We start from the raw sequence: 17,526 nt of genomic DNA on the forward strand, positions 1-17,526 counted from the left end.
GTTCCCTTGGCCGCAACTGAATATTTATCATTATCAAAATAATTATAGTATTTAGAGGTCGTTTTGGGGGGGTTTGGGCGGGTTTTGTGGGTGGGGGCGCAGCGGGGCGGCGGGGAGTGTTCCAGCGGCTTGCGTTTTGGGGGGAAATCTGCGCATGATGGGGAGAGACTGACCTGCGCCATGAAGTTCAATCCGCATACCCAGGAGCTTTTCACGGAGGAGGGGCGGCTGCTGAAGCGGCTGCACTGCCCCTTTCGGCTGGACTGGAGCAAGCTGGGGCCGACGGATGACCCGGCGGACCGGCGCTGCGGCATCTGCCAGCACACGGTGACGGACACGGCCCAGCGCACGGAGGCGGAGGTGGTGGCGCTGTTGCAGGGGAATCCGCAGGCCTGCCTGCAGGTGGACTTGTCGCAGAAGAATCTCACGCTCACTTATCAAACCACGAGACCATGAACGACGGCAGTACGGACAATCCAGACAACCTGCGGGTGATCAAGACCGCGCGGACGGAAGAGGCCATCAATGAGGGGGCACGGGCGGGCTTTCGGCCGCTGCTCATGCGGGTGGAGCCTTCAGCGGAGATCCGCAGCAAGTTCTGCGTGTGGCAAAACAGCCTGACGCGGGAGATCCAGGTGGTGGGCGACTACCGGGGAGGGCCGCGCGACGATGGGAAGTGGGACAAGGTGCTGGACTGGACGGACTACTACCCGCACACCTTTCCGCAGCCGTTTGCCGCCTACCTCATTCCGCCGGACATCCGCCGAGGTGAGAAGGTGTTTGTGGAGGATTTGATCGAGGACTTTGTGGGGATGAGCTGGAACCAGGGGGACAACTACCGACTGCCCTCCAGCATCGCCATGTGGGACGGGCACAAGCTGCGGATCCAGTACGATCCGGAGAAGGACCGGCGGAGGGTGGTGGGATAGGAATGGGGGAGTTGAAGGGTGGTTTTACCGTTGTTGACGGGGTGGCTGAACGGTAGTCGGTTGTCATTCAGCAAGGTATGTGCGCCGATGCTGGCGCTGGCGGGCGCGTGCTTTGGGCAGTTCGGTGGGCGTGGAATCTAGAGTTCCTCACTCTTCCCTCGCCTCCCCTTTCTCGCCGAAGGTACAACGCACAGCCGTAAACTAAATGCCAGGCATTATAAAATTGGACCTAGCTGGATGACTGATAATCAACATGATATGGGCGAAATATCGATGGCCAGCTCGCGCGCGGTGTGGGGCGGCCTGCAGCGTGGACTTCCACATTTCCCCCATTTCCACGGGGGTGTACACGCGCTCGAGAGTGTGGTGCGAGCCGTTCCTGGTGCTCAGAGGCGGAGGAAGATTTTGCGGCGGTGCATCCAGTACATGACCAGGGTGATGAACATGAGGCTGGGGACGCCGGTCATGATGGACTGCATCTCGGGGCCGAACATGAGGACGTAGCGGCTGCCGAGGTGCCTCTCCACGGTCTGCGCCAGCCATAGCTCCAGGGTGTGACGCAGGAGGTAGAAGGCGAGGGGATTCATGCCGATGATGATGAAGAGGAAGGCCCAGCGACGGTGCTGGTGGACATCGACGAGCTGGTGGAAGGCGGCGAGGAGGAGCATGCAGAGACCGCCGCTGAGGAAGACCCAGGCGGGGGTCCAGAGGTGTTTGACGATGGGACAGACGCCACCGTAGTGGAGGACGAGGGCGGTGAGGATGCAGGCGGGGCCGGCGATGAGGAGGCGGCGGAGGGGGGCGTCGTGGTTTTTGATCCAGGTGCCGGCCACCAGCCCCAGAATCATGGAGGAGATGGTGGGGATGAAGTTCAGGGTGGTGTAGCCACCCATCCAGCCGACGTAGGGGGCGGTGCGGGGGAAGTGGTTGAGGAGCCAGACGTCGAAGGCCCAGCCTGCGTTACGGTTGTGGTTCCAGTGGGCGTAGAAGCCGGTGAAGTCGTGGGTCCAGCCTGCGGGGGTGTTCCAGGCGGTGGGGTCGGCATGCGGGGGGAGGACGGGGTAGAGGGCGTAGATGAGCCAGTGGAGAAGGAGGAAGGCGGCGAAGGCGAGGAGGCGGGTGCGGAGGCCGCAGAAGGCGAGGGCGAAGACGGGGAGGTAGGCGAGGCCCATCTGGGTGAGGGTTTCGTCGAAGGTCCAGAGGGTCATCTGGCGGCCGAGGCTGCGGATAAAGATGCCGAGGAGGATGAGCGCGAGGGCGCGCCAGAGGGCGTGGCGGGTCATCTGGCGGCGGGTATCGCCGCGGGCCTGGCGGGCCTGGCGGGCCGAGAGGCTGAAGACCATGGAGACGCCCATGAGGAAGACGAAGGAGGGCATGAGGAGGTCATGCAGGGAGCAGCCGGTCCAGGGGACGTGGGAGGTGTGGAAGCGGATGAACTGCCAGACGGGGCTGTCGGGGTATCGGGCGGCCACTTCATCCAGCAGCAGCAGCTCGTGGAGGCCGATGAGGAAGAGGGCGATGCCGCGGTAGGCATCGAAAGAGGCAAGGCGTGGCATGCTGGCGGGTCGGCTGGCGGGCAGGTGGAGTGACCTGCCGGTGGGCTGGCAGCCGATGCGGGGTCTGGTAGCCTACGGAGCGAGGGCGGGCCTTTTCGCCATTGAGGGGCAGAAAGTTTGAAAATGAAGAAACTCTAAAGCAGTGAGCATGAGCACACTAGGAGGGCGGATTAGAAACTGCGGGCGGGTTGGGAAGGTGTCCTCGCAGGGAGGCTGGAGTGTCCCCGGGACCTGGGCGGTGGGAGGGGGACGAGGGGGAAACCGCAGATTAGGGAACGCTGCTGGGGGTGTTTTTGAGAGTGGGTTCAGAGGTCTCCGGGGAAGGCCGGGAGGTTTTGGGATTGTCGGAGGGAGGGCGGAGGTGGCGAAATCGGATGGTGATTGAAATCAAAGAAATGGGGAGTTGTGTGTCGGATTCGGCAATTTGCGGGTGGGTCGCGTTTCCGGGGCGGGGGATTTACGACCTAGAATTTATGGTTTTTAATTTTGGCGGAAATGGGGGGAATGGCGGGAGGGTTGCACCGCGGAGATCTGGAGAACGCGGAGGGGGGGAGATTTATGATTTATGATTTGCGGGAGAAGGGAGTGCGGGAGTCGAACTGCGGATGGCGGAGGGGAGGGAGATGAGAAGGCCGCAGACAATGGCTTTTGAACGGGAGCTTTGCCTTCAGGGGAGAATGGATGGCCTACGGAACACGCGGAATACTCGGAAAAGAGGTTTCCCAACGGTCCACTTCGGAGGTGAGGCGACAGGGGGGCCTGGGGGTTGTCTGATTTTCTCTCTGTTCCGCGTCTTGATTGATTGGGGTTACAATGCCCTCCTTCGCTATGCTACGGAGAGCAGATGAAAAGGCCGCAGAGGATGCCTTTGAACGGAGGCTTGGACGCACTCTCCAAAATCTTGTCACCTTGCCGGGACGGCGGAGGCGGCTGCATTGGGTGCGTGAGGGAGAAGCGATGAGATGAGATGAGGGGTTGGTTTGGGGGGATTGTGGACGGGCGCGGGAGAGCAATCATGCCATGCGTGTTTGAAAACGGGGCTGGATGGAAGGGGGCTTGTTTTATAGCCACAGAGGCACGATGGACACAGAGTTTCCAATCAACCGTCGTTCAGACCTCTGTGTTCATCGTGGTTCGCTTCGCGGCTGCGCAGCGGTGGTGAATTTCATTGCGGAGATGCAGATCGCAAAATGGCGGGCATGTTTTTCCTGCTCCCCCAAACGCACTTTGCTGGCAGTTTAAGCGTGACAAGTCGCGGGGGGGGTTATTTTTTGGGGAATGAAATTGGCGCCATTGATACTGCTTGTTGGTTTGGGCCTGGTGGCGGATTGCGCGCGGGGAGGGGAGGCGGTGGTGAACTCTTTGGGGATGAAGTTTGTGGCGGTGCCTGGAACGAGGGTTTGGATGTGCATCCATGAAACGCGGAAGGGCGATTATGCGGCCTATGCGAAGGAGAGGCCGAGGATCGACATGTCGTGGCAGAAGATCGAGGCGTATGGGGTGCCGGTGAGCGGGGGGGATGACCACCCGGTGGTGAATGTGAACTGGGAGGATGCGGTGGCGTTTTGTGAATGGCTGAGCCAGAAGGAGGGGAAGGTGTATCGGCTGCCGACGGACCGGGAGTGGAGTTATGCGGCGGGCATCGGGGGGAAGGAGGAGAAGGGACTGACTCCGGAGAAGCTGGATGCGAAGCTGAAGGAGTTTTATCCCTGGGGCCAAACGTGGCCGCCGCCGGCGGGTGTGGCGAATCTGGCGGACACGGCAGGGGCCGCGAAGATTCCGGGTCTGGCTGTGGTGCCGGGATACACGGACGGTGTTGTGACGACGGCGCCGGTGATGAGTTTCAAGCCGAACCCCTTGGGCCTCTATGATCTGAGCGGCAACGTGTGGGAATGGTGTGAGGACTGGTATAACAAATCGCGCAAGGAGAGAGTGCTGCGCGGCGGATCGTGGGGCTATGATCCGCTGAGCCTGCTGTCATCCGACCGGCTGTACAACGCGCCGAACACGCGGGATATGTATCGGGGATTCCGGTGTGTGCTGGTGAGGCTGTGAGGGGGAAGTTTGCGGTGGTTGGCGATGGTTGGCCGTTGTTTGCGGTGGTTTGACGGAGTTCCGGAGGGGGTGGCCGAAAGAGGGGAAGAGGGTGTTTGCGGTTGTTTGCGGTTGCTGGCCGGAGTGCCTGAGGGGGTGGCCGAAAGAGGGGAAGGGGAGTTTGCGGTGGTTGGCGGTTGTTTGCGGTGGTTGGCCGGAGTTCCTGAGCAGCCCTCAGCCGTTCGCTGAGATACATCGGGGCATCTCCTCATTGCCGGTTTGAGGCCGGCTTTTAGCATGGGCGCATGAAAACGCATGAATTGAATGCCGCAGGCAATGCCACCACGAACCCTTCCAGCCTCCGGCGGCTTCTGCTGGACGCCGCGAACGGGCTTTGCCAGCAAGGTGCGAGGCCGCGGGACAGGCACGACGGCAGGTGGGCGGAACAGACCAACGGCATGAAGGAGCGCCTGCAGCAGCTCTTCAACCAGCGCACCTTTGTGGCGCCTGCCGGCCAAGAGGAGACTCCCGCCTGCTGCAGTTATGCCCATCTCATTTCCGGCGTGCTGCCGCCATGGCTCGGCATCTCCCGATCCCAGACAATCGAAGTCGAAATGCGCTAGCGCCGCAGGGCGGCGTGCTGCCAGCCGCTCCATTCATTCATCCCCACCTCATACTCCGACCCACCCTCCAGCCATGAAAACGAAGCACCACCATTCGATGCGCCAGAACACCACGCACCCTGCCGGACGGCGGCGTGTACTGGCCAAACGCGCCAGGGGAGCAGGACGCAGAAAGCTGCGAGCGCCGGTACGGCCGCATGCCCCGGTACCGGCGCCCGCACGCGAGGCCCGGCCCCTGCCTGCCCCCGCAGCCAGCCTGCAGGTCGTGCGGAGCACTGCCAGTGAGGAGGATGTCTCCTGCCTGATCATGTCGGTCGAGGTTCCCGTGTCGTTCACGGCGGCGTATGACGCCTGGGTCAGGTCTGAGCTGCCGTACTTCATGCTGGGCACGCAGGCGCAGGATCCATACAACCCCAGCCGGATGACGTGGCGCGTACACACCTTGTTTGAGCAGTTTGCCTGGCAGGCGCAGGTGTGCGAGGTGACGCCCTACGAGCACATCGCGTGGGACAACGCACCTGGAATGCCGCACCCGAATTTTGGTTCTGTGAGCTTTGAGCCCATCGACAGCCACCGCACCTGGGTGATCGTGCAGATCGGTTTCGACATGAGCGGCATCTACCGCTGGCTGGGCGATCCGCTGCCGTCGATCAGCCAGTCGCTGGAGCGCGCGCTGCTGCGCTTTCATGACTTTGCCAGCGTGTCCACACTCAATGCTGCTGAACTCCTTCCTGCGTCATGATTCCCACCGCCCCAGCTCCTGGTGCGTCCATCCCCGTTGATGGACGGCCGCAATACCAAAACTACCTGATCGTCGTGCCCGGTGCCGCCGACGGCGCGCTCTCCGAGGAGGAGTTGACCGCACTGGCACAGGGCCTGAACCAGAGCGGTTTTGCCTACGTGGCCCGCAGCGGTCAGCAGGAAATGGCGGATGACTCCTGCGGCGTGCGTTATCTGCCGCTGAGGGGGGAGCTGCCCTCCTTCGGACTGATGACGGCGGTGGTCGTGATCAACGACCAGGCATGGGCGGCACGCGCCGCCGCCGCCTATCCCGGCGCTGCGGTGTATTTATTGGAGCCGTCCGCCACCAGCGCCCCATGCCTGCACGGCATTGGCTCCGCGCTGCCCATGCTGGCAGCGGCCCGCCACTGCTCCGCCTGCTGAGAAGGCGGGGAAGGGGGGTGGCGCTGATGATTCCGCCGGAGTTAGGGCGCGCGCGCCGCAATGAGGAGGCTGAGTTGAACCATGTCGTTGAATGAGAACGATTTGGTGAGCTGAGCGCAACAAAATGCCCGGCATCTTCTCGCAGAACTTCACCACAGAGGCACGATGCAACACAGAGGCCGGAGTCTGATCGGGACTGAGGTTTCAGGAAACGGGGGCGCTGGTTTGGGCGGGGGGATGGCCGGATTTGCAACGCAAAGATGTGGAGAACGCAGAGATTCCAGATTTGATTGCCTACGGAAGGCACGGAATAAACGGAAGGAGGATCGGATGGGATCCAGATGTGGAAAGGGGGCGCTGGTTTCGGCGGGGAATGGGTAGAGGTGCAGAAGGTAAAATGATGGCTTCTGAATGGAGCGGATCCGAATCCTTTTACCCGCCATCATTCTACCCATCCGTCACGCGAAAGACCCGAAGGATGCCGAGGTGTGAGGGAGAGGAGATGAGGAGGAGTTGGGCTGACGCGATTGGAAGGGTCGCGGAAGGGCCATGGGATCGGGAGGTGCCGTGCCGAGGCGGGGAGGATGGGGGGCCTTGGAGTGCTGTGTTGGGCACCGTGTTTTCGTGAGGCACGCGCCAGGTGGTGGGCAAGCCGGAAGGACGCAAGGTGTTGAGGACGTGTGGTTTGTGCCGACTATGCGTATAAAATGCCTGGCATCTTATTGGAAGGACGCAAGGTGTTGAGGACGTGTGGTTTGTGCCGGCCGTGCGTATAAAATGCCTGGCATCTTATCTTCCCTCGGAGTTGGGGTGCGATCGCCGGTTGGTGATCCAACGGGCGATGGCGCAGAGGAGGCGCATGGTGGGGGAGGGTGGCAGCGTGTTAGATGATGCAACGGATGCCAGGGTTTTTTTGCGCAATGAGAACGAGGGTATTGGCGAGCCGGCCGCACGCGCCGAGATGGGGACACTAAAGGGCTTGCATATCATTACGGGACAAAAATCGAGCAGATTAATGCAACAAGATACCTGGCATCTTCTCTTTCACATAAGATGGTTATTACGGCTCAATTGATGGTGAGCAATGTGAAGTAGTTTGGCGCAAAGTGAGGCGGTATTAAGGTAACAACCTCAGTTCGATTCCCACCATGAAACTTCAAACGATCCTTATTGTTCCTGTGGCCGCAGTGATGACCAGTTGCAGCCTCTATTCTTCCAAACCGAAAGACTATGTCGTTATTCCTTATGCTCAGGCTGCGAAACGGGAAGCAATCAAGCAGGGGAAAAATGAGGACAACAAGGTTATCGACGAGTGGATCGAGACGACCTGCGGATCGATAAAGGACACTGCTGATCAGTGGTGGGGCAAGGTGGATCTCTCATCGAATGCGATCCCTCCCACAGTTCATGGCGAGGTCACCCGGATACTGGGCAAAGATATTGACCTGCAGTCTCTCACTCCAAAGAAGCCTCTGGGTGAGAAGGGAGCCAAGCTGACAGGCACGCAGGTAAGTGAAAGTGGGAAAGCTCTTCCTGATTGGTTGACGGTCCTTCTGGAACTCCTGAAGGAAGCGAATTCAGCCGCCCGATCGCACCAGCGTGATGTCCTCATCAGACAGCTTGAAGGAGCTAAATGGGGGCAACCAAACCTGCCGCCCACCTGATGGCCGTTTCGGCAATCTCAAAGCGCCTGCACCTTCAAAGAATCCCTGTGCACAATGCCTATTGGAAGGGCCGCGGGAGGGCCATGGAATCGGGAGGTGCCGAGGCGGGGAGGATGGGGGCGTTGAGGAGGTGTGGAAGACGCGGTGTCTTTGCGAATCACGCGCCGGGTAGCGTGCGACTCGAACGGCTGTAAGACATTGAGGATGTGGGAGTTGCGCAAGTTAGGCGTATAAAATGCCCGGCATCTTTTCGAGGAAGTCGATGAGGGGATCTTCGTAAACGTCGCCACGCTGGAGGGGGCCGATCTTGTGGTTGAACTGGGCGTTGGCGGTGATGACGCCCTCGGAGTTGGGGGCGGAGCGTCGGTTGGTGATCCAACGGGCGATGGCGGAGAGGAGGCGTATGGTGGAGAAGGGAGGCAGCGCGTGAGGTAGCGCAACGGGTGCCAGGGGTCCTGTTAGGAAAGCAGACCTGTCATTTGTTTTTTTGCTTCGTCCTTTAGAACTTCCAGCGCAAGACTCCACGTCCATGACCCAGCTTGTGTGAGACGCTCTTTGGCTTTGTTCCACACTCCCTCGCTTCGTGCGCTGTCGATAAAGTCGTGTCCTGCCCAAGTTATCTGCTCCACAGCCATCATGCTGTTTTCTGAAGCCGAGTAATCGGGATAAACTTTTCCTTCCAAAAAGCCCGCGTCGATCAGAAGTTGAATATGTGCAAAGACGGTTGCGGCATCATATTCTTTTTCTCCACTATCCCAGCTGAGGGTTTGAATAATTTGGCCCGCGGGGGCAGCTTCAAAGGCCATCATCAGTTCGCGGCAAAGGTCGAGATCTCGTTTCATGTCTTGCGTGGGAACAACAAAAAATTGATCAACTCTTGGGTTGGTCCGCCGTCTTGGGGAGGATCGGCTTTTTCCAGCATATCTTTTCTATATCGCAGGAAATCGATCATCGCTGGCTTGTTTGCAATGATATCGCTCTGAGAACTCTTTGGCTGGGCTTTAAATTCATCCATGCCTTGGATTACATGAGCTATTTCTTGGGGAGTCATTGGAAAAGACAAGTGTTGCGTTGAGTGCGGAGGTTTGGATAGTGAATCGCTACGATACCCGCGAGTTTCTAGGTTTTCGAAAAGTTAAAACAAAATACGTACAAAATACCTGGCATCTTTTTTTAAATATTTCACAAAATTAAAGGTAGCTGAATAGATTCGTTATTCCCACTAGCCTTTGAAATAGGTGAAAGATCGAGTTGCGATATGGAATTAATCAATCGCTTTGCCTTGTTAGACGCACCCGTCAGGCACCCTTGCATATAAGCCGATAAAGAAATCGCCTGAGCCCACTTTTTGTTGTTTTCTAGAGTCAGATATGATTGAGGAGGGGTTAACGACTCTGACAATAGATCGGATAACCACATCAAAGAGATAGGGTATCTAAACGGGATGACGTCAGCAAGCTCGATCGCGAAACCCTTTTTCTGTCCTGAAAAATATGTTTCAAATTCTTGCTTGGTGCATCCGGCAAAAGCACCAAACCGACTCCATATCGTCGAGATATTTAATTCGTGAACCGCTTTTATCTTTGCTTCACCAACAATCTGATAAGTCGGAGAAGATTCATATATAGACACTCGTGCATTTACCCACTTTTTTGCAAATCTCCTGCGCAACTCTACTGTTTTATTTCCGGATAAAATTGCCTTCGAATACTTCGGCTGAATGGAAAACAACAATTCACTGTCGAGCGATATTCCTCCAAGAGAATACATATTTGCCAGCTTAGGCATCTTGTCCAAGATCGACCTCCAAATAGCCGTAAACGATGCCTGACTACGAAGCTCTAAGTCTATTAACCGGTATTGTTCTGCATTAGGGGCAGCATCACTAAATCCAAACGACTGAAAAAAATCTGCTTTTGTCTCCCAAAGACTTTCGGGCAATGTTAGGTGTGCAGAACGAGGTGTAAATTTGGAGGCTCTTAGTTCAATGCCCATCAACGAAAAAAATACTTCCCCTAAGTTTGTGTTTTGCAATTCAGGTGAAATTTTCAAATGACACACTTTTGCGTCCTCTCCCCGTTTCGCCACGGCAGTAACAACCGGGCGCTCATTCAAGTAACCTACAAATGCACAGCGTTCCTCTGTTCGTATTCCTGGCAACACTTTGGAGCGGAGCCACTTATCGATTCCTGGATACATAGAATCGCACCCAAGTATCATTTCTCGGAAGTCTTTTAAATGATCACTAGTGTGCGACACATCGCCATCGGCGAGTCTTACAATCTTAATGTCGGCCTTTTGTTCCATGTCGTGATTCACCAGTCGCCGAAAAACGCTGACAGTTTAAGAGTTTGATCTTTGTAACCATCTACGCGGCCTTTTATTTCACTAACACTACGCTCAAACCGATCTGACATTCTGTAGTACTTTAGTTTTGCCAGCTTCTCCCCGTCATGAAGAACAACAGGAACGTCATGGCCGCGGACTTCGAATATCAGGGGAGTGCCTTTTTGATCATCCTCTCTTTCCCTGCCAAACAGGGGATGAACGAAGCCAGCATAATGAATTCTCATCTCACCTATAGATTCATCGATAGCTAAACAATAGACAGCAAGACTATCATGTAGTGCCAACCGTTCTTTAGAACGCAGAATATAAAATCTTTCCTTCTCAATCGGGAGATACGGTGTCCCATTTACCTTTTTGGACGCAATGCATTCCCAATACTTATGAGGTTCAATTTTCGGTTTTTGGCTCCACAATCTTACAGGAATTACTCCTTCCTGAGGGGCTGCTTTGAAGGCACATGCTGAATAATCTTTCACTTTAATATTTGAAAGATCGACGCGTAGGTATCCATCTGTTCGAGATCCAATCAATGTTGCGCGATGCAATTCATCTCCTGTTATCTCGCATTCGTCTGGAGATCCATAAAAAAGTCGGAGTTGTGTAATAGCGATACCGCGTTTTACAACCACATCGAACGATAAGGGCGAAATTTCCACATACATATCACCAGAACTAATCCTGTCGGGAATAAAGCCTTCATAGCAATCCATACCGTCAACGATAAGGCGTACGAGAACGTCCATTCGTCCGATCGAACTTTTTGCTGTCGCCTGACCAAAGAATCTGTGTTCACGAATATTGTCGACATGAAGTCGTTGTCCAATTCCAAACAAATATGTTGTCCCCTTCTTGAGAAGAAACTCCCCGTTCTCATCTGGTTTTAGGGTCACAAAAAAATCTTTTAATTTAGTAGTCAAAACCCCATATCCATCTCCCGCCGGTTTTACCCCTCCTTTTGGCAACATATATGCTTTCGAATCGCTTATTGTGAGATCAAAAGATGATTCCCCAAATTCAGATGGCCTTTCCCCCTTAATCACTTCTTGATCAAAGAGATACTCAAGCTGCTTGCTGCAAAGCGCTCCTGGTAACCATTCCTTAACGTCGTTCATAAGATAAGCATGTTAGGACAATAAATAAAGGGATCAACGAATGATTTTCTGTACATCCGTTAGGCGATGCCTATATCGTGCGGATATGTACCTTGGTTACTTCCGTCAGGGGATGTTCCGTGGGCTATGCATGGAAAATGTTCTGATCACGACAAATGATCTTCGCACGATGGCATCATACCCTAAAAAACGCGTCAATATGTTGGTGCGTATAAAATATCATAGCTTTTCGTAGAAATGGGGAGGGAAAAAGATGCTAGGCATTTAATCGGCTAGCTAATCTTTTGTGATTGACGCTCAATACGTTGCGCGACCCTCCTATGACCGAAGAGCCCTGCGCACCTGTGCCACCGCTCCGCACCCCGGCGTCAGATCCACCACGCGTGCGCCTTGGCAGAGCGGGTAGGTGGCGAGGAAAGCTGCGATGAAGGGTTTCATGATGGAGAGAGGGTCTCCATACACGTAAAGGGCTGTGTCTGAAATCATGCCGGGAAGAGACTGGCGAAGTCCCATGCTGAAGAGAATGACAACCGATGGATGCCCTGAAGGCCGACGGTGGTGGTGAGGCGGCTCTCAGCGACGCCACTGACGGGCCAGTCGGCTTTGTTGAAACGGAAGGTCAGCCGCATGAGCAGCTCGGGCGGAAGGACGGTTTCGAGGCTGAAGGGTGTGGATCTCTCTGCCAGGAGGACATGATCTGACCCGGTCCAGTTTAAGGCGCGCAGCCAGGGGTGTAACTCGACCCCTTTTTCGAGGGTCTCGAAAGCGCGTGGTGAATGAGTCTCGGGAGGATAGAGATGGGGGTGAGCGGCGATGAAGTCGTCCACCGTCATGATGGCCCTGATGCGTACCTGCGAGAGGATGTGAAGGGCGCCGTCTCGAACTGAAACGGGATAGACGATTTCTCCCGCCTTTACGCCGGCTTTGATGAAACTGGGCTGCGTGGTGTGAGGGCCGCCAAAGAGAAAGTCAATGCTCCGGCCGGTGAGGCTGTGCTTTTTGGCGATCCGGACCCGGTCACTGTTCCAAAGCACTGTGTAGGCATTGCTCACCAGAGGGAATCGAGTTGAGGTTCACGATGCGACTGCCCGGGCTCGAGGGAGTGAATGAAGTGAAGTGGAGTGGAGGCGAGGGCGGGAATTGAACCCGCGCATACCGGTTTTGCAGACCAGTGCATTACCACTTTGCTACCTCGCCATGCTCGAAAGCGCCGGGAGGGTAGGGGGCGAGGGGCGGAAGTCAAGGGGAACGGCGAAAGGGGCGGGTGGGGAGTTTGCGATGGTTGGCGGTTGTTTGCTGTGGTTTGCGGTTGTTGTCGGAGGCCGGAGGGGAGTTTGCGGTGGTTGGCGGTTGTTTGCAGTGGTTTGCGGTTGTTGCCGGAGCCGGAGGCCGGAGGGGAGTTGACGGTGGTTGGCGATTGTTGACAGTGGTTGGCCAGAGCCGGAGGCCGGAGTTTCCGGAGGTTTAGGGAGGAGGAGGATGAGTAGGAGGAAGAGGAGGATGCCGGGGGGACGGGGCAGGAATGCCCCGGGTACTGGGGGGAGTTTGCGGTGGTTGGCGGTTGTTTGCTGTGGTTTGCGGTTGTTGCCGGAGACCGAGCCGAGGGGAGTTTGCTGTGGTTTGCAATGGTTGGCGATTGTTTGCAGTTGTGGTCGGAGTCCGGAGAGCGGAATGCGGCGGAGCCGCGGGTTCGGGCCAGCCATTGCAAACCACCGCAAACCACGGCCAACTATGGCAAACCATTGCCAACGGCTTGGCGGGTGGGGGAGACGGGGCAGGAATGCCCCGGTTACTGGCGGGCTTTTATCTCCGCGATGGCCCAGGTGGCGTGCTCGGCGATGAGGGGGTTTTTGTCGGTGGCGGCGGCTTCTAGGGCGGGGAGGTCGGCGGGGGTGCCGGTGTTGCCGAGGGCGATGCAGACGTTGCGGAGGAAGGCGGGGCGTTTGATGCGCTTGATGGGGGATTTGGCGAAGAGGGTGCGGAAGGTTTCGTCGGTAAGGGTGAGGAAGTCGCGGAGGGTGTGCTGGAATATGGTGGTGCGGGCCTGGAAGGTGGCTTCGTGGGAGGCCTGGGCGTGGCGGTTCCAGGGGCAGGCGTCGAGGCAGGTGTCGCAGCCGTAGATGCGGTCGCCGATGGCGCGGCGGAATTCGAGGGGGATGGGGCCTTTGGATTCGATGGTGAGGTAGGAGATGCAGCGGCGGGCATCGAGCTGGCGGGGGGCGGTGATGGCCTGGGTGGGACAGGCGGTGATGCAGCGGGTGCAGGTGCCGCAGCGGTCGGGGCCGGGGGCGTCTGGGGGGAGCTCGAGGGTGGTGAGGATGTCTGCGAGGAAGAACCAGGTGCCGAGGTGGCGGTGGATCTGCATGGTGCTTTTGCCGCCCCAGCCGAGGCCGGAGAGGGTGGCGAAGTCGCGCTCGAGGACGGGGCCGGTATCGACGTAGGGGCGCTGGGTGCCGCCGTGGGCGGTGAGGAAGTCACTGAGGGCGCGGAGTTTGGCTTCGATGAGGTCGTGGTAGTCGTTGTTCCAGGCGTAGCGGGCGATGCGGTACTGGATGCTGGATGCTGGGGGCTGGATGCTGGATTCCAGAGGTGGGGATGCGGGGGATTTTGATTGGCCTACGGAATACGCGGAATACGCGGAAGACGCGGAAAGGGGGAGGGGAGGGGACGATGCTGGGGGCTGGATGCTGGATGCTGGATCGTGAGAGGCGGTGGGTGGGGGAGCCGCGGGGGTGGGGGGTGATGGGGGGGCGATGGGGGACGGAAGGGGGAGGAAGAGGACGAGGACGAGGGGGAGGAGGATTCTTGAGGGGCGGGGAGCGCGGGGGGATGGGGGAGCGGATGGATCGAGGACGAGTTCGAGTAGGAGGACGAGGACGATGGGGAGGGGTAGGGGGAGTCGGGGGAGGTGGGGGCGTAGGGGACGCTCGGCGGAGGCTGGGGGACCAGCCTCCCTACCTGGGGGGAGGAAGAGGAGGAGTAGGAGGAAGAGGAGGATTGGTTGGAGGCTGGGGGCGCTGGGAGATGGGGGGGCGGATGGGTCGAGGACGAGTTCGAGTAGGAGGACGAGGACGATGGGGAGGATAGCGGGGGGGATTCGTCCGGAAGGGGGGAGGAGGAGGAAGAGGAGGATTGAGGGGCGTGGAGATGAGAGAGGGGATTGATCGAGGACGAGTTCGAGTAGGAGGACGAGGACGAGGGTCCGTCCTTCGCTCTTTGAGCTACGGAGGACTCGCTTCGCTCGGAGGACGAGGACGATTCCTGAGGATAAGCGGTGCCGCCTTGGTAGTAGTTGAGGGCTAGGATGATGATGGATTTGGCGCCGGGGAGGACTTGGGTGGGGTCGGTGCGGCGTTCGGGGTTGCGGGCGAGCCAGGCCATGTCGCCGTGTTTGCCTTCGGCGAGCCATTGTTGGAAGAGGGCGCGGTGGGCGGCGGGCTGGGCGGGGGCGATGCGGCAGTCGTCAAAGCCGAGGGCGCGGGCCTGGGCGATGAGGGCGGACTTGAGCTGGTGGGGAGTTTGCAGTGGCTTGCGGTTGTTGGCCGGAGTTTCCAGAGGGGAGGGCCGCGAAGAGGGGGAGGGAGCCTACGGAGTTGGGGGTGGGGGAAATGATGGGCCTACGGAATACGCGGAAGACGCGGAAAGGGGGACGGGGAGGACCGGAGTTTGCAGTGGCTTGCGGTTGTTGGCGGTGGTTTGCGGTTGTTGGCCGGAGTTTCCGGAGGGGAGGGGGAGATGCTAGATGCTAGATCCTAGATGCTGGATGCTGGATGCTGGATGCTGGATGCTGGATGACTGAGGCGGTGGGAAGAAGGGGGCTGGGGGATAGGGCCTATAGGTCTGATAGGGCGTATTGGGGCTGATGGGACGGCGCGGGGGGGGGACTGAAAACTGGGAACTGAGAACTGGGAATTGTCAATTGCCGGAGGCTGGATGCTGGGGCAGCTATGGATGGTGAAATGAGGGCGATGGGCGCAAGCGGAGTGTTGGGCGTGGCGGGATGCGCAGCAGACGCTGCTAGAACCGGGCGAAGTGTGGCGAAGTGCTGGGTTTGCTATCCGGATTTGTGGCGTGGGCACTCCCCAGGGCTTGCTCGTTCCTCGCTGCGCCCTGGGCTGAGTCCGCCGCCCCTTTGGGGCTGGAACTGGCCGGGATGTTTGAGGCCATGAGAGAATGGACGCGTATCCGGCTGTTCATGGTGGTACAACGCAAATGGGTGCGAATAGCCGCGAATTTGGGGGAATGACTGGACCTGGTGATTTGCTGCGTGGCCTGTGGACGGGGAGCGAACCTCTACTACTTCGCGCCGGCGGGGGTGAGGGCTTTGATTTGCTCTTCGAGGGTGGTGAAGGAGTCGGAGAGGTGGCGGAGGCGCTCGACTTGGGTGGACTGGTCGCGCTCGACCTGGGCGGCGGTGGCCTGGGCGGGGTTGAGGGTGTCGAGGAACTTGGTGAAGCAGTGGGTGACGTCTTCGGTGACCTGCTTGGAGAGCATGACGCGGAGGGTGGCGGAGGATTCTTCGAGTTTGTCGAGGATGGAGTTGCGGGCGTTGGCGAGGCGGATCTGGGTGAGGAGATAGACGACGGCGAGGAGGAGGAGGCCGGCGCCGAGGGCGAGGGCGGCGGTGGTGAGGTCGTCCAGCCAGGCGGAGAGGGCGGTGCCGAGGAGGATGGGGAGGATGAGGCGGGGGAGCCAGCGGGCGGTGACGCGGGCGTTTTCGAGGCCGGGCTCGATGTCTTCATCGAGCTTGAGGCCGATGACGAAGCGGCGGAGGGAGGAGTCCACATGGGTGCCGGCCGCGGCCCTGGGCGTAGAGGAAGCGCTCGAACTGGTGGACGTCTTCTTCGAGGACGAGGGAGACCTGGCGCCAGCGGTCGCCGGTGCGGTGCTGGAGCTCCTGGAAGAGGCGGTGGTCGAGGCTCTGGGGGCGGGGGGTGGATTCGTTTTCTTCGTCGGCGTCTTTGCGCTGGAAGGCTTTGCGGGTGGCGAGGGCGTCCTGGGCGAGGCCGGCGACGCGCATGACGGACTCGTGGTAGTCGCGCTCGGTGGCGTCGAGTGCGGGGAGGATTTTTTTGAGGGTGCGGTCGACCTGGAGCTCGCGCTCTGTCTGGAGCTCCTGGAGGACGGCGATTTTGCGCTTGGCGTGGTGCATGCCGGCGGTGTGGCGCTCTTTCAAGCCTTCGAGGATCTGGCGTGCGAGGCGCATGGTGCTGCCGAGTTTTTTGAGGCGTGCGGCATTGTGGCGGACGATGCCGGAGATGTGGGCTTCGAGGGCGTGGAAGCCGGAGTCGTGGAGGAGGCGGTCGCGCTCGATGCCGGCGTCGCGTGCGAGGAAGGCTTTTTTGGCGGAGACGGCGAAGAGGGGGAAGTCGCGGCCGAAGCGCTGGCGGGTGAGCTGGCCCATGTAGTCTGTGATGACCTGGATTTCTTCGGGGGAGCGGAGGTCGCTTTGCTGGAGGACGAAGATGACGTGGCGCATCCACTCGCGGTGGACTTTTTCGAGGAACTGCCAGGCGGAGGCGCCCCAGGGGTTCATGGCGGAGAAGACGAAGATGACGAGGTCCGCGATGGGGACGAAGCGCTCGGTGATGAGCTGGTGCTCGTTTTCGACGGAGTTGGTGCCGGGGGTATCGACGATGTGGAAGTCGCGGAGGAAGTCCACGGGGGCATAGACTTCATCGAGGGTGGGGGTGACGGGGACGACGCTGTGTTCGGGGCCGTGGCGGAAGAAGAGGATCTTTCCGGTGGTGGGCATGACGCCGGTGGAGGAGAAGTCCTGGCCGAAGAGGGCATTGAGGAAGGTGGATTTGCCGACATTGACCTCGCCGACGACGACGAAGACGAAGGGCTCCTTGAGGGAGGCGATGAGGTTTTCGAGGATGGCGGCGGACTCGGCATCGCCGCCGGATTCGCGGAGGGCGGCGGTGAGAGCGAGGAGGTCTGTGCCGATGCGGGAGCGGAGTTCGAAATAGTCGTCGCCAATCATGAGGGGGGTGAGGGAAGGTGCCGCGTGCGCTACGGGCCGCAACTGGGTTCGCGGTTCTCTGTTCTCTGTTCTCGGTTTGTGGGGGGAGGGAGGGTGAAATTCGTTTTCG

The 17,526-nt window shown here is 58.7% G+C and carries 17 protein-coding genes and 1 tRNA gene; 7 read left to right on the forward strand and 11 right to left on the reverse strand.

Annotated elements, in window-relative coordinates:
* Nucleotides 1-180 precede the first annotated feature (180 nt).
* Together ACILSQ_RS03375 and ACILSQ_RS03380 are read left to right on the forward strand one after the other, a co-directional pair.
* On the forward strand, nt 181-456 hold the full coding sequence (locus ACILSQ_RS03375; protein WP_395742172.1) for a hypothetical protein: 276 nt from the start codon (nt 181-183) through the stop codon (nt 454-456).
* Complete coding sequence (locus ACILSQ_RS03380) at nt 453-929, forward strand: hypothetical protein (protein WP_395742173.1); 477 nt, start codon at nt 453-455, stop codon at nt 927-929. Before ACILSQ_RS03375 ends, ACILSQ_RS03380 begins: the two co-directional genes overlap by 4 nt.
* Nucleotides 930-1,315: 386 nt before the next feature.
* Here ACILSQ_RS03380 and ACILSQ_RS03385 read toward each other — a convergent pair whose 3' ends face one another.
* A complete protein-coding gene (locus ACILSQ_RS03385) occupies nt 1,316-2,485 on the reverse strand; it encodes an acyltransferase family protein (protein ID WP_395742174.1) in 1,170 nt (389 codons plus the stop codon).
* A 1,404-nt stretch (nt 2,486-3,889) separates the two neighbouring features.
* Here ACILSQ_RS03385 and ACILSQ_RS03390 point away from each other — a divergent pair.
* The 5 genes from ACILSQ_RS03390 (at nt 3,890) to ACILSQ_RS03410 (ending at nt 7,970) form a co-directional block, all read left to right on the forward strand.
* Nucleotides 3,890-4,540 carry a formylglycine-generating enzyme family protein gene (locus ACILSQ_RS03390; protein WP_395742175.1) on the forward strand — a complete coding sequence of 217 codons (651 nt, stop codon included), beginning with the start codon at nt 3,890-3,892 and terminating at the stop codon, nt 4,538-4,540.
* Between the two features lie 284 nt (nt 4,541-4,824).
* On the forward strand, nt 4,825-5,142 hold the full coding sequence (locus ACILSQ_RS03395) for a hypothetical protein (RefSeq protein ID WP_395742176.1): 318 nt from the start codon (nt 4,825-4,827) through the stop codon (nt 5,140-5,142).
* Nucleotides 5,143-5,215: 73 nt separating this feature from the next.
* Nucleotides 5,216-5,884, forward strand: a complete 669-nt coding sequence (locus tag ACILSQ_RS03400) for a hypothetical protein (RefSeq protein WP_395742177.1) — start codon at nt 5,216-5,218, stop codon at nt 5,882-5,884.
* Nucleotides 5,881-6,306, forward strand: coding sequence for a hypothetical protein (locus ACILSQ_RS03405; RefSeq protein ID WP_395742178.1), 426 nt, complete (start codon nt 5,881-5,883; stop codon nt 6,304-6,306). Before ACILSQ_RS03400 ends, ACILSQ_RS03405 begins: the two co-directional genes overlap by 4 nt.
* 1,148 nt (nt 6,307-7,454) lie before the next feature.
* Nucleotides 7,455-7,970: a hypothetical protein gene (locus tag ACILSQ_RS03410; protein ID WP_395742179.1), complete on the forward strand. Its 516-nt coding sequence runs from the start codon at nt 7,455-7,457 to the stop codon at nt 7,968-7,970.
* Nucleotides 7,971-8,428: 458 nt separating this feature from the next.
* Here the strand turns inward: ACILSQ_RS03410 and ACILSQ_RS03415 are convergent, their stop codons facing one another.
* The 10 genes from ACILSQ_RS03415 to ACILSQ_RS03460 form a co-directional block, all read right to left on the reverse strand.
* Nucleotides 8,429-8,812, reverse strand: coding sequence for a DUF2513 domain-containing protein (locus ACILSQ_RS03415; protein ID WP_395742180.1), 384 nt, complete (start codon nt 8,810-8,812; stop codon nt 8,429-8,431).
* A complete protein-coding gene (locus ACILSQ_RS03420; RefSeq protein WP_395742181.1) occupies nt 8,809-9,021 on the reverse strand; it encodes a hypothetical protein in 213 nt (70 codons plus the stop codon). The genes ACILSQ_RS03415 and ACILSQ_RS03420 overlap by 4 nt, the downstream gene beginning before the upstream one ends.
* A gap of 131 nt (nt 9,022-9,152) precedes the next feature.
* Nucleotides 9,153-10,277, reverse strand: coding sequence for an ASCH domain-containing protein (locus tag ACILSQ_RS03425; RefSeq protein ID WP_395742182.1), 1,125 nt, complete (start codon nt 10,275-10,277; stop codon nt 9,153-9,155).
* A gap of 8 nt (nt 10,278-10,285) precedes the next feature.
* Nucleotides 10,286-11,431 carry a 2'-deoxycytidine 5'-triphosphate deaminase domain-containing protein gene (locus ACILSQ_RS03430; RefSeq protein WP_395742183.1) on the reverse strand — a complete coding sequence of 382 codons (1,146 nt, stop codon included), beginning with the start codon at nt 11,429-11,431 and terminating at the stop codon, nt 10,286-10,288.
* A gap of 482 nt (nt 11,432-11,913) precedes the next feature.
* Nucleotides 11,914-12,483 (reverse strand): hypothetical protein, encoded by a 570-nt coding sequence (locus tag ACILSQ_RS03435; protein ID WP_395742184.1) that lies wholly within the window; start codon nt 12,481-12,483, stop codon nt 11,914-11,916.
* 70 nt (nt 12,484-12,553) lie between these two features.
* Nucleotides 12,554-12,628 (reverse strand) — tRNA-Cys (locus ACILSQ_RS03440).
* A 592-nt stretch (nt 12,629-13,220) separates the two neighbouring features.
* Complete coding sequence (gene queG, locus ACILSQ_RS03445) at nt 13,221-14,117, reverse strand: tRNA epoxyqueuosine(34) reductase QueG (RefSeq protein ID WP_395742383.1); 897 nt, start codon at nt 14,115-14,117, stop codon at nt 13,221-13,223.
* Nucleotides 14,048-14,812 carry a QueG-associated DUF1730 domain-containing protein gene (locus ACILSQ_RS03450; protein ID WP_395742384.1) on the reverse strand — a complete coding sequence of 255 codons (765 nt, stop codon included), beginning with the start codon at nt 14,810-14,812 and terminating at the stop codon, nt 14,048-14,050. Before ACILSQ_RS03450 ends, queG begins: the two co-directional genes overlap by 70 nt.
* Nucleotides 14,813-15,727: 915 nt before the next feature.
* Complete coding sequence (locus ACILSQ_RS03455) at nt 15,728-16,216, reverse strand: hypothetical protein (protein ID WP_395742185.1); 489 nt, start codon at nt 16,214-16,216, stop codon at nt 15,728-15,730.
* Nucleotides 16,170-17,417 (reverse strand): dynamin family protein, encoded by a 1,248-nt coding sequence (locus ACILSQ_RS03460; protein WP_395742186.1) that lies wholly within the window; start codon nt 17,415-17,417, stop codon nt 16,170-16,172. Before ACILSQ_RS03460 ends, ACILSQ_RS03455 begins: the two co-directional genes overlap by 47 nt.
* Nucleotides 17,418-17,526: the final 109 nt, after the last annotated feature.

The organism is Prosthecobacter sp., from assembly GCF_044227185.1.
GTDB lineage: Bacteria > Verrucomicrobiota > Verrucomicrobiia > Verrucomicrobiales > Verrucomicrobiaceae > Prosthecobacter.